The organism is Halosimplex rarum (assembly GCF_047715405.1).
Taxonomy (GTDB): Archaea; Halobacteriota; Halobacteria; order Halobacteriales; family Haloarculaceae; genus Halosimplex; species Halosimplex rarum.
Window position 1 is genome coordinate 2,756,422 of sequence record NZ_CP180412.1, and the last position, 12,261, is coordinate 2,768,682.

The 12,261-nt window shown below is 61.6% G+C and carries 8 protein-coding genes; 3 read left to right on the top strand and 5 right to left on the bottom strand.

Annotated elements, in window-relative coordinates:
* Window position 1: 1 nt before the first annotated feature.
* The 3 genes from ACMGFH_RS13185 to ACMGFH_RS13195 all read right to left on the bottom strand — a co-directional run bounded on the left by ACMGFH_RS13185 (window position 2) and on the right by ACMGFH_RS13195 (window position 4,187).
* Window positions 2-1,861: a response regulator gene (locus tag ACMGFH_RS13185; protein ID WP_415378906.1), complete on the bottom strand. Its 1,860-nt coding sequence runs from the start codon at window positions 1,859-1,861 to the stop codon at window positions 2-4.
* A 152-nt stretch (window positions 1,862-2,013) separates the two neighbouring features.
* A complete protein-coding gene (locus tag ACMGFH_RS13190) occupies window positions 2,014-2,514 on the bottom strand; it encodes a hypothetical protein (RefSeq protein ID WP_415378907.1) in 501 nt (166 codons plus the stop codon).
* Between the two features lie 428 nt (window positions 2,515-2,942).
* Window positions 2,943-4,187, bottom strand: coding sequence for an inorganic phosphate transporter (locus tag ACMGFH_RS13195; RefSeq protein ID WP_415383250.1), 1,245 nt, complete (start codon window positions 4,185-4,187; stop codon window positions 2,943-2,945).
* Window positions 4,188-4,641: 454 nt separating this feature from the next.
* On the opposite strand from ACMGFH_RS13195, the gene ACMGFH_RS13200 reads away from it, so the two are divergent.
* Together ACMGFH_RS13200 and ACMGFH_RS13205 are read left to right on the top strand one after the other, a co-directional pair.
* Window positions 4,642-5,055, top strand: a complete 414-nt coding sequence (locus ACMGFH_RS13200) for a hypothetical protein (protein ID WP_415378908.1) — start codon at window positions 4,642-4,644, stop codon at window positions 5,053-5,055.
* A 968-nt stretch (window positions 5,056-6,023) separates the two neighbouring features.
* On the top strand, window positions 6,024-6,656 hold the full coding sequence (locus tag ACMGFH_RS13205; protein ID WP_415378909.1) for a hypothetical protein: 633 nt from the start codon (window positions 6,024-6,026) through the stop codon (window positions 6,654-6,656).
* Window positions 6,657-6,767: 111 nt separating this feature from the next.
* Here the strand turns inward: ACMGFH_RS13205 and ACMGFH_RS13210 are convergent, their stop codons facing one another.
* On the bottom strand, window positions 6,768-8,528 hold the full coding sequence (locus ACMGFH_RS13210) for a hypothetical protein (RefSeq protein WP_415378910.1): 1,761 nt from the start codon (window positions 8,526-8,528) through the stop codon (window positions 6,768-6,770).
* 782 nt (window positions 8,529-9,310) lie between these two features.
* Here ACMGFH_RS13210 and ACMGFH_RS13215 point away from each other — a divergent pair.
* Window positions 9,311-10,297 (top strand): alpha/beta hydrolase fold domain-containing protein, encoded by a 987-nt coding sequence (locus ACMGFH_RS13215; protein ID WP_415378911.1) that lies wholly within the window; start codon window positions 9,311-9,313, stop codon window positions 10,295-10,297.
* Between the two features lie 172 nt (window positions 10,298-10,469).
* Here the strand turns inward: ACMGFH_RS13215 and ACMGFH_RS13220 are convergent, their stop codons facing one another.
* Complete coding sequence (locus ACMGFH_RS13220; RefSeq protein ID WP_415378912.1) at window positions 10,470-12,176, bottom strand: NAD(P)/FAD-dependent oxidoreductase; 1,707 nt, start codon at window positions 12,174-12,176, stop codon at window positions 10,470-10,472.
* Between the last annotated feature and the right edge of the window lie 85 nt (window positions 12,177-12,261).

Here is a 12,261-nt window from a genome sequence, read left to right on the forward strand (position 1 = left end):
GTCACGTCTCGCTTCTCTCGACGTTGTGGACCTCGAAGCGTGCGCCGCCTGTCTCGCTGTCAGTGACGCGAAGGTCCCAGCCGTGACCGTCGGCGATCTCCCGGACGATCGAGAGGCCGAACCCCGTCCCGTCCTGGCTCGTCGAATACCCGTAGTCGAAGACGGCGTCCCTGTCCGCGTCTTCGATCCCTGTGCCGTCGTCGGCGATGTAGAATCCGTCTTCGAGGTCGCCGACGGTGATAGTCACTGCATCGCCCCCGTGTTCGACCGCGTTACTGAAGAGATTCTCCAGTAGCTCCTGGAGGCGACTCTCGTCAGCGCGGATCACCTGCTGGGAGTCGGTGACGAGCGTCGCTGCACCCGTCTCGACGTGTCTCCAGCAGCCTCGACAGAGCGTCGCGAGATCGAGGGGTTCCCGATCGAGCGTCGCCGTCCCGGCTCGGGCGAACGCGTGGAGGTCGTCGAGCAGTGTCTCCGTCCGCGCCAGCGCCTGGTCGACGTCAGCGAGATGCGGGCAGTCGCACGCTCTCTGAGCCAACTCTAGACGGCCGATCGCGACGTTGAGCGGGTTTCGCAGGTCGTGGCTCACGATATCGGTGAACGTCGCGAGCCGTTCGTTCTGTCGAGTGAGTTTCCGCTCTCGTTCGACGCGTTCGAGCGCCGCCGTCGCGTGCGCTGCGACCGTTTTCGCGAGCGAGACGTCGGTCTCGTCGAATGCGGCGGGTTCGGGCGACCCGATGAGGTGAACGCCACGGTCGTCCAGCGGGATGGCTAACTGGCTCCGGATCGGTGTGTCCGGGTTGTACCGAGTATCGTTGGTCGCGATATCGTCGTACACGAGCGGCTCGCCCGCCGCGAACGCCTTCCAGGCGATCCCTTCGCCCGATTCGAAAACCGGTGGCTCGCCGACGAGTTCCTCGGTCCGGTCGGTCCACGTGAGCGGGACCAGTCTGTCGTCCGTCTCGTCGTAGCGATGGAACCCGTTGGCGGGCATCCCGAGGATGTCACGGACGGCCCCGACAGCTATCTCGGCGACCGATTCGGCGGTCTCGGCCTGGATGAACGCGCGGGCGGTACTGTGCAACTCCTCGATCGCCAGTTTCTGTCGTCGCTGCTCGGTCGTATCGAGCACCGTACAGACGAGTTCGCCGTGGTCGGTCGTCGCGAGGCGGTGGTCTTCGACGAAGGTACTCCCGTCTGCACGGAGACCGGTTGTTTCGCCCCGCCAGAACCCGTTGGATCGCACGGTCGGGAGTATCGTCTCCCGGATCGATTCGGTATCCTGGTCGGGGTAGATGAGAGTCCAGTGCGCACCGAGCATCTCCCCCCGGTCGTACCCGTACAGATCGGCATAAGCGTCGTTGACGTAGATGAACTCGCCGTCGGCGTCGAGGATGCTGATGCCCTCTTGAGCGGTTTCGATCGCGCGGAGCTGCCGTTGTTCGGCCTGTTCCGCACGGGTTCGCTCGACGGCGTTGACGACGCGGTTGGCGAGGAGGGAGTACTGCTCGACGCCCATCTCCTTCTGTAGGTAGTCGGTGACACCGGCCGAGATCGCTTCGCTCGCGATCTCCTCGCTGCCTTTGCCCGTGAACAGGACGAACGGTAGATCCGGCCGGTCCGTCCGAACCGCTTCGAGGAATTCGAGCCCGTTCCGACCTGGCATCTCGTAATCGGAGATGACGCAGTCGATATCCGCCTCGTCGAGACGGTCGATGGCGTCAGCGACGGTCGAGACTGCCTCGACTGAGAGTCGCTCGTCTTCGCGTTCGAGAAAGGTCGCCACGAGATCCGCGAGATCCGGGTCGTCGTCGACGTGGAGTACCTGGATCGACTCCGATATCGATGTCGACGGTTGCATTCGGAACACTCGGTCGAACGGTCGAATAAGAATTGGGGTGGCGCTATCAACGCTGAATTCGTCACCGAAGTCCGGTGTCCACGGACTGTCGGTCCGCCGGCTACCGCGGTTTCCCCGGTGTCTCGGGTCCGGTCCGCGAGTGACCTGCGCGCTCAGAAACCCCAGCGCAGGCCGGACATCGTGGCGACGATTGCGATCATGAGGAGGAGTTCGACCATACTCAGCATCCCGTACTTTTTGTTCAGGGAGGCGAGTCGCTCGTGGTCGGTGTCGTCGGCCGCGATCTCGTCGAACATCCCGGCGGTGAACATGTGCAGCGGACCGAACCCGAGGACGAGCAGTGCGATCGCGAGGCCGAGCGCCGCCCACAACGAGGGCGTCGGCGACGCCCACAGACCCATCATGCTGGCGAGGCCGATCCCCGAGCCGACGACGCCGACCGAGACCGGCTCCATGAGCAGGTTCATCTTCGGGACGAACCCCTCGGCGAATTCGACGTTCGCCTCCTCGGAGAGGCTCCCCATGACGGGGCCGAGGACGACCGCCCCGAGCACCGCAGTCCCGAACCAGAAGGCACCGAGGAACAGGTGGACGGTGAACATGATCCGGATATCGCCTGTGAGATAGCCCACGACGGGGAGCAGCAGTGGCACGAGAATCGCCCCGACCGCGAATGGTTTGGTCGCGGCAGTCGCCATGAAGCGATACCGTTCGCGTCGATTCGCCGGTCGTTGCACGTCCGCTAGTGACATCGCATCTCTCTGTCCATATCAAAGTAATTCAAATTATCGTACATAAATGGAACGGGTCGATAGAACGCCGTGGCCGGATTCACCACCACGATTTACTTCCGATCTGATTTCGAGAAGGAATAGTATCTACATATATTACAGAATACATAGATATCGAATAAGTCTGCGGCCGATGGGGCCAAGTTGACCAGCGGGGTACGGCAGCGATTCCGAGCAGCGCTCTGGTAGTGGCACGCGGTTCGACTCTCACTCGTCGCGTCGCACGTGCCTCGCCCGTTCAGTCCGCCATCCCAGTAGTCAGGTCCACCGTCGAATCGCGAGTGGGCGTCTCATAGCAGGAACATGAACACGGGGTACGAGGCGGTAACCGACAGTGACGGCGTCAACACCCACATCGTGACGATACGCCTGGCCGCTCTCGGGTCGAAGAGGCTCCGCTCGTCGAGATCCGCCGGGCCCTCCGCACCGACATCCGGCACGTCTGGGATATCCTCTGAATCCGCTTCCGGTTCCTCGTCGCGAGCAATATCCCCGATGGTCGGGCTAGCGGGGGCCTCTTCGGCGCGTGAGGTGACCAGTGCTCCCGTCGTGACTTCTAAGTCCGGCCCGTCGGGCGCTGGGGTGGCTAACTCCGCCAGTGTCGCTGCCCGGCTCGCCCGCCCCCACCCGAGCCCGATGATCGTCGACGTCGTACTGACCGCGAGACTCGCGGGGATCCCGAGATACGAGAGGACCGTGATGACTGTGCCGCCGACTATGGAGACAATCAGCGAGGCGAGAATCGGGAGCTCCGTGATATCGTCCCCGACCGTCTCCAGGGTGCGACGGGCGATCGTAAAACTGCCCAGACCGAAGGCTGCCACCGCGAGCAGAACCCCCTGATTGACGGTGAGCGATCCCCCCTCACCGACGAGGGGAGCCACGGCGTTTGCCGCGTTCGACGCCCCCGCCGAGAACGCCATATAGCAGGCGATGAGTACCACCGAGAGCGACCCGACGATATCCTGCGGTGACGCGTTCGGATTCAGATACGGACGTGGGATCGTCCCCGACCGATCGATCTGGACGAAGTGGAGATCGAACTTCGTGAACGCGATGTACCGGTCGAGATACGGGTAGAGATAGCGCCCGACGACGACCCCGATAGTGAAGCTCAACAGCGGTGCGACGATCCACGCCGAGACGATAACGAACATCAGCGCCTGATTGAGAGTGCCGGACGCGAGGCCCAGTCCGACGATGGAACCGACAGCCGTCATCGAGGTCGAGGCCGGAACGCCGTAGAGATTCGAGAGAAACAGCGACGCGCCTGTGAAAAACAGGACCGCGACGCTCGCAGCGGGCGTGAACTGAGTCGCCGGGACGATACTGCTACTCATCGTCGCGATGACGTTCCGGCCGACGGTCCACGCGCCGACGAAGCCGAACCCGACGAACAACGCCCCCGCGGTCGTCTTCCGAACGAGGCGCGACCCGACTGCCGGACCGAAGGCCACGCCCGTCGACGATCCCCCGATGTTGAACCCGACGAATACGGCGACGACGATACCGACGACGGTTAGCAGCAACACCATCGTATCTGAGAGACAGTTTCTCGTCTCCGACATATAATTCCTGAGGACAGAGTGGAACCGATTCCGGCCGGATAGCACTGCTGACACTCGCGGGACCATCGTCCGTCTAGCTTGCTGGCTCGCGTCTCCTCTCGATCCGAACGAAATGCCGAGATTCCGGCTCTCAAACGCTGCGTTTTCACTCATGATTATTCTCCATCCTCAGATCCCAATTCTGGCCCCACGATTCACATCCGACGCAGAATCGGCCGGCAGATATTCTGACTGCAGACAGATACTGACAGACACCGTATCATCTTATTCAGGCCAGGCTCTATTGTCTGAGACTGACTTTACACCCTCGACAGTACCAGATGTGGACGATGACGCGCGAAAATGAACGGTGGACAATCACATCACATTCAATTCATATGTCTGACGATGTTTTATGCTATTGCAACTCCCCTGTTCCCACATGAGCAGTAAACCGACGAACTCGAATGCAGGTACCGAACAGGATCAGGCCGCTGAATCCGATGGCGAGTCGTCGAGCGAGGACGCAGCAGCGTCGAACGGGCTGAAAATCGCGCTTCCGGAGGGCAGCGAGAGCGTGTCCGACGCCATCGTCACGCACAGAGAGATGCTCCGCGAACCGGACCAACACGGACTGGCGACGGACGAGGATATCACCCATCTCTCCGAGGCGATGGAGAAGTATTCCGAGGCTGTCGACGACATCAACCAACAGTACGACGAGACTGACTCTGATATCGCCGAGTTACAGGAGGTTGTCCAGCACCAGCAAGCACAGATCGACGAATTGCAGTCGATGGTCACCTCGCTCGCGGAGATCCTCGGCACCGAAACTGAGTGGCGTTCGTTCGAATAGCTGTCCCTGTCGAAGATCGACGGCAGTCGCACGGCGGTGAACTATCGGTTTGCGACGATTCTACAGCGGGGAGAGGTGAATCCGCGTGGATCGTCCCCGCTTTTCGAGAGCCTATTGCCGCACTCGCATATTGAAAGAGAGGCAGACGGGTCTCTCACCTTGTTCTATTCGAATATGAGCTTTTCTCGCAACAAAATAACAGCCAGGGAACAGATGCATGAAATGAAGAGCGAGCAGGCAGACTGCTCACCGGACGTAGCGAACTGCGATTATTGGGACGAAATCGATATGTAATCAGCGCCCGATGGATAGTAATTAAACGTAAGCCACAAGTGTTTTTGGATTATAATTTCATATGCCCGCACAAGCGGGTGAACGAAGCGATCCAGTTTCGTTCCAATCTGACGGGTCGGCGTGGACCGTGGCTCATGAATCACCACCCCACTCGACCCCACTCATTGCCAGTCACTAACGGAGAGCGGAGTCAGAAGAAACGCACCTCTGTGACTTTCGACACTGGATCACCTCTCGTTCAGAACAGGCCAGAAACGCACGATAGCGGCCGAGTGACAAGCGTCAAAACCCGGGTGCGAGAATCGAACCCGACTGCGAGACGGTCGTCCTTCCCATCCTACCCGTGGTCGCCATCGACACATCGCTCGTCGCTAGCAATGGGAGATTCACCGCGACACCGATAGAGAGATGATCAGTCATCGTATGCCTTCTTGACTTGAACGAGATCCCGCGGGTTCAGATTTCGCCCGCTAGATTGTAACTCAGGAAGAGTACTATTATCTAGAACCCTAATCCAATTCCCGCAGTTCATCTCCGAAGCAGCATCGTCTGGTAGAAACAGTGCCTGGGTTCGATTATGACACATCTAGTACCGTTCTATACAGGGATGGATTCCGTTGTTTAAGACCGATTCCACCCGTCGATCGTTTCAGATTTTGATGACGAGGCCGCCCATGCACACCCGGTCGACGGCCGAGCGCTCCGTGTTCGCGATCGCACAGCGCCGCGAACGTCTCCGTGCCCGGGCCATCACCGGCGTCGCCGTCCGTCTCGACCGAGCCCTCGACGCGGTGGGCAGTCCCGTCGAGTGGACTGAGTGCCGAAGCCAGCCCTTCGGCGATATCGGCTGGCGGCCGCCCGGTTTCGTCGGGGAAGACGACGGCGCGAGCGGTCACCTGGAACGTCCGATGGAGCTCGCGGTCGTCGAGTCCGTCGAGGCGCTCCTGGTCGCCAGCAGGCGGTTCGTACGCACGGTCTGCTTCGACCGGTCGGGGAAACAGTGCTTCCCGGAGTTTCCCACCGAGCGTAGCCGTGCCGTCTTCGAGTGCGAGTCGGTACTCTTCGACGTCGGGTGTGATATCCCTGAAGGGCCGACAGAGCGCCTGATAGACGACCGGGACGTCGGCGTCGCGCATTGTCTCGACGAATGGGTTGGCGAAGAACAGGAACTCCTCGTCAGTCGACGCACGTCGACAAGTGAAATCAAAGACGGATTCGTTGGGGATCAGATGCTCTCGTCGGCACTGTACTGGATATGTTGGGAATCGGCATGGGTCATACAACGGTTTCAGATACGGGACTCCTGAATCGCACAATACAGAGGACTGATGTAACACGCCGAGCGGCGACCTATTCGGTATCCGTCAGAAGCGTCGTGCAGAGCATGGCGGCTGTCGGTGCAGCGAGTGCTGACGGTCTCAGTTGACCGCTTTCGACAGCTCTGCCCCGGCCTTGAACTTCACTTTGTTATCCGCCTCGGCCGCTTCGACGAGATGGAGAACTGGCGCATCAAGTGCCGTCACGACCGACCACGCGGGGGCATCGCCGTCCCTGCCGGGACACCCACCCGTCTCGTGGACGGCGAGCGCTTCCCGGGACTGGACCCCCCAGCAGTATAGCTCGCCGTCGTCCCTGCACACTCCGTGAGCACCCGGCGGAAGGGCGTCGTCGTTCGAATTGTACTCTCGGCTGAGCGTGATGTTCGAATATTTCGTCCGACCGGGCCGTTTCCGCCCCTCGACGCGCGACTGGAGATCGATCCCGCCGTCCTTGATGTCCGAGCGCGTCACGCCAGCGACGGTGGTCGGGCCGGCGGCGATCATGAGCGTGGCGCTGTTCTCGTAGAGAGCGCCGTCGTCGAGGTGCCAGCCGCCGACGAAGAGCAACTGGTCGTCGTGGCGGATCCGACGCAGGTGAAACAGCGCGGGCAGCGGACACGGGCAGTCCGGCGGTGTCGCGACCACGGGAACGACGAACGTCTCGGACACGGCGGCCTCCCCGGAGGTGGTCTCCTCTCCCCAGGAGTCGAGAATATCACAACAGAGCGTCGGAGTCGTGCAGCATTGGCTCGAGACGCGCACCATCGGCTCCGCGATCTCGGCCGCTGGCGTCGCGCCGGTGACCACGACACCGCCCGAGGTTCCAAAGGCGGCGACGCCGCGGCGGATGTCCTTCTTGTCGATGCCACGAGACTGGCCGAGGTCGAAGCCGTCACCGAGTTCGAGCGTCGAAGTGAGGAGGTCGCGGCAGGCCAGATCCTGGTGGATCGCGGCGGCCCTCTCGCTTTCGGCACATCCCTCCGCGTTCCGCTCGCCGGCGAAGTAATTCAGGACTCGCTGTGGCGTGAGTTCCTCGGCCAGCGCCGGGCCGTTACCCCGGACGCGGGCGTCCGGGAGACTGACGACGAAGTGCTCGCTGATCGTCGGTCCCCCGTCGAGGTAGTCATAGAGGGGTGCTGCGAGGTCCGGGAGTCCGTCGCCGTCGCTGTCGAGGTCGTCGAAGATGCGGTCGATGTCGCCCTGGACGATGCGGCGAGCCTGCTGGATCGACCGCCGGGCGCTGTCCCACTCGCCCGCATCGACGGCGTCGCTCGCGTCCTCGGCGAGTTTCTTCCGGCCATCGGCGTGTTCCCGAACGGTCACACAGACCTCCGAGTCACAGCGCGCCAGCTCTTCTTTGACCTTGGTCGTCGCGTTGATGAAAGCGGCGAGCGCGGCCGTCGCGTCGTCGCTCGACCGGCCGTCCACGGCTTCGCTGGCGGCGTCGGCGTACACCCGGAGCGCCCGCTCGATGTCCAGTACCCGCGTGAGGGTCAGGAGACCATCGTCGTCGGAATCCTCGTCGTGGGGATCGGGCACCCAGATCGAACTCGGTTTGTTCGACCGCGAGGAGTTGTAGTCCTGTGCCTTCGTGGTCGTGGTCGTGCTCCAGCCGTCGAGTTCGATGCGTCGCGAGTCCGCCTGGAGCGTCGGCGGGACGAATCGCACGTCGACCGGACTGCTTTGGTACGCCGTCCCGTCGTCGAGTTCGCCACCGGCGTAGTATCCGGCCGGTGAGGCGGTCCTGTTCGCTACAGCCTCCGCACTGGCCCGGTCGAGCAGTCCATCGATCCCGATACAGCCGGCGAGGCTCCCGAGTGCGACGGTACCACCTGCTGCCAGAACCGATCGGCGCGTCACCAGCGGAGGACTGTCGGCACTATCCGCCGATACGTCGTTCTCACGAAGTTCATTATTCATTATTAGAATTATATGCCATACATGGACATAAGTTAGTAGTACATTACTCTGCCAGGTTTGACGGCTCGGTGAGCCGACCGAGTCCCGAGCCAGTGGGCGAAACGGTCTGTCGGCAGCATTACAAAGTGGAAGTTGCCTCACAGCGGACGGGCCTTGTTCAGCACCGCTCTGCTATCGCAGTAGATAGCCGATAGAACCGGCGCCCGCAGGTCCGCACACCGACGTACCGGCTGTTTCACCGACTATGTCTAATCAATAGGATTTCAGCAGAGCCAGATAGCCGGTACTTGCAGAGATGATGGCCCAGAGACCCAATTCTATAATCGAGGAAAGCAGCCATGGACGCATTTGTGATAGCTGGCGCACTGTCACGGTGGGGCACTTGAAGAACGTGCCGAGACGAGGCACACCACCGTCGCGGATGTAGTCGTCAGCGGTGTCTAGTCAGATTGCTGTGTTATTCACCCTACCCCGTCTATAGACAGTTACATCCGCGACGGTGGTGTGTCTCCGTGAGCCAGAACGTTCGATTCGACGTTCTGGACCAGTTGTCTCCGCTGCGTCTGCCAGTTCTCCTGAAGCGATCAAACGAACGCTGCTGGTTCGGACAGGGGCGTCGTCGCTCTCGCGGTGGCCAATCGAGTCTGGGTCGATCCACTCTGGTCGAGGCGAGTGCCGGAAACCGTAGTTCTATACTGCCTGCTCTGCCCCCTTCGGATATCATGACGGACGATGTTACCGTCCACGAGGGGATCACGTATGCCGATCGCGAGACTGGCGAGTTGAAACTCGACCTCTACCTCCCACACTCTAGTGACCCACCGCTCGTCGTCTACGTTCACGGCGGTGGGTGGATCGCGGAGACACGCTCGAATATCCCCGATCCCGAGCAGTATGCTGCTGCGTGGGACTGTGCGATCGCAAGCGTCAGCTACCGCCTCCAGGAGGCCCCCGATGGGGCGGCCGTCGAAGAGTTGTACGACCCGGACAACCCCACCCCACGGGGTCACTTCCCCGACCACTTCGTCGACGTGAAAGCCGCGGTTCGATGGCTTCGCGCTCACGCCGAGGAGTACGGCTACGACGCCGACCAAATTGCCGCGTGGGGCTCCTCGGCGGGTGGCCATCTCGCCTTGCTTGCAGGTGTCGTCGACGACGTCACCGACCTCGGGGACGCCTTCGCCGACGAGGTCGAGAAGACCGTCGCGCCAGAGGAATCCAGTGCCGTCCAGGCTGTCGTCAGCTGGTACGGTGCCGCCGACTTCACGCTCGTCGACGACGATGTGGAGGGGCTCATCCCTTTGCTGATGGGCGGTCCGCAATCCGAAATCCCCGAGCGATGGGCACAGGCCAGTCCCGTCACGCACGTCACGCCCGAGAGTCCACCAGCGCTATTGATGCACGGTCGCCAGGACGAAGTGGTCGATGTGGATCACAGCCACCGCTTTTTCGATGCTTTAGAGGAGGCCGGCGTGAACGCGGTCTTCTACGAGTTACACGACCTGAATCACGTCTGGGTCGAGGACGTCGAAGATATCGAGTCCGAGCGCGTGGCGATGGACCTGCTCGCGGCGGATCCGACTCACGCCCAGTCGGTCTCCCAGGCGACACACGTCGAAGCGGGTGGGTCGCCCGAGCCGCTTCTCGTGGATCTCCCGCCCGCGGGGCCTGAGGCTATCCAGCAGTTCCTCGACCGAACCATCCGGTGAGTCGTTTCTGCGATTGGGTCAGCAGGCGACGGGAGGAATACGGCGTCGCCGATTCTCGGATCATCGGTGGGGGCCCGTTCAGTTGGTACAGAGACGAGATTCAACCCCGCCGTATCCCCAAAACGATTCACGGGTATTCCGACGGTCGCTCTATGCGTTCGTCTGGCCTCTCTCAGGCCATCTCCGGGACTGTGAAATCGAAAAGCTCCTCCCGGATCCGGTCGGGAGAGTCGGTTTTACCCCACTCGATGAGTTTCCCGACCAGTTCGGGGTTCGAGAAGTCGACGTGTCGCGCTCGGTCGGTCCCCCAGTCGTAGACGTGCTTGGGAAGCCAGTCGGCCTGTCGCATCTCGGCTAACATCAGGTCGCCAGCGTGGTCGGCACTCACCTCGCCCGCCTCGTAGGCATCCAGCAGGTCGGCCATCGTCCGGTGCATCGCTTCTTTCTGCGTCACAAACGGTGCTCCATCACCCGGTGCCGACTCGTCGAGCAGGGAGTCGAACTCGGCAGTCCGCCCGGACTCCAGGAACTTGAAGCAGTGCCGTTGAATGTAGAGGTCGTGGAACAGCACCTGGCCCAGCCACATCTGTGTCCAGGCGTTCCAGAGTCGGAAGTCGCCCATCGACTTGTACGCGTTGCTGATGAGCAGGTCGTTGTTCAGGAGTTGTCGGCGGTGCAGCTCGTCTATCGGCGCGAACCGCTCAGTTGAGAAGGCGTCGTCTTCGAACGCGTCCAGCAGGAGGTTCGTCGAGACGAAGACCGACTCGAAGGTGTTGACCAGTCCGATCGCGTACAGCGGGTCGACGAACCCGTAGGTGTTGCTCGTGAGGTAATGACGGTGCCCCGAGGACTGACTGGCGCTTCGCTGAATCGGCCCGGTTCGTGTCCACGGCATCACCGGGTCTGCCGAGTCGAGGTGCTGTGCGATATCCGGGAACTGCGAGATGATGCGCTCGACTTCCTCGACCGGCTTGACGGATTCGTCGACCGGGTACGCCTCGCGGTCCAGCATCAGGCCGACACTGGCTTTGGTGGCCTCAGATCGCTCGAAGTTGTCGAAGGGAATGACCCACATCCACCCGCCGTCGAACACGTGGTGGAGCGTCCCGTCGTGGAGACGGTTGGACTGTCCGGGCCGGGCGTCCGCTTCGAGCACCTCGTCGAACGGGTCGAGTCCTTCGACGTGGGTGAATATCGCCCGAGAGTCGGTTTCCAACTCGGGTGCGTCCTCGCGATAGCCCAACTGGTCTGCGAGGATGGAGTTGCCCCCGGTCCCGTCGACGTAGAACGACGCCACGGCGGTGCCGTAGTCGGTCGTGACCGTCACCTCGTCCTCGCCGATGTCCACGTCGGTGATCTCGGTCTCGTCGACGTACTCGACGCCGTACTCCTGGGCAACTTCGACGAGGTAGTGGTCGACATCTTCGCGTAGCAGGTGACTTTCGCTGTAGAACGGCAGGTCCGGAGGAATCAACTGATGAGAGCGGTCGTCGGACACTGGCTGGTTCGGTTCGTGATAGGCGAAGCCAATGGAGTGTTTGATACCGCACGAGGCGGTGACGTTGTCCACGATCTCGTTCGCGTCACTGAGGTACTGAATCTCCGGAATATCGTGGTACTCTCCGACGATCCACATCCACATCGAACTCTGCGGTAACATGGCTTCGCCGATGGCGAACCGCGGGTGTGTTCCGGCTTCGATCATCGCGACATCGAACCCGTGTTTCCCCAGGATCATCGCCGTCGTGGACGCCGACATCCCGGACCCGCCGACGATGACGTCGTACGAATCCGCGAGCGCCGACCCTCCGTCGGCCCTGAGGTGTGTTTTGTGGTGTCGATCACGATCTGTCGCGCCGGTCGATCCTGCAGGCTCCATACATCGGCTCACGGACAGATGACGATTATAGTCATTCCCTGAGACGATGTTTCAGGCCGTGAGATACGTGTCTGGAGCATGTGAG

Bases quoted from the DNA above. Each gene is read 5' to 3' on its own strand.
- ACMGFH_RS13185 (WP_415378906.1), bottom strand. From the start codon at position 1,861: ATGCAACCGTCGACATCGATATCGGAGTCGATCCAGGTACTCCACGTC.
- ACMGFH_RS13195 (WP_415383250.1), bottom strand. From the start codon at position 4,187: ATGGTGTTGCTGCTAACCGTCGTCGGTATCGTCGTCGCCGTATTCGTC.
- ACMGFH_RS13200 (WP_415378908.1), top strand. From the start codon at position 4,642: ATGAGCAGTAAACCGACGAACTCGAATGCAGGTACCGAACAGGATCAG.
- ACMGFH_RS13205 (WP_415378909.1), top strand. From the start codon at position 6,024: ATGCACACCCGGTCGACGGCCGAGCGCTCCGTGTTCGCGATCGCACAG.
- ACMGFH_RS13215 (WP_415378911.1), top strand. From the start codon at position 9,311: ATGACGGACGATGTTACCGTCCACGAGGGGATCACGTATGCCGATCGC.
- ACMGFH_RS13220 (WP_415378912.1), bottom strand. From the start codon at position 12,176: ATGGAGCCTGCAGGATCGACCGGCGCGACAGATCGTGATCGACACCAC.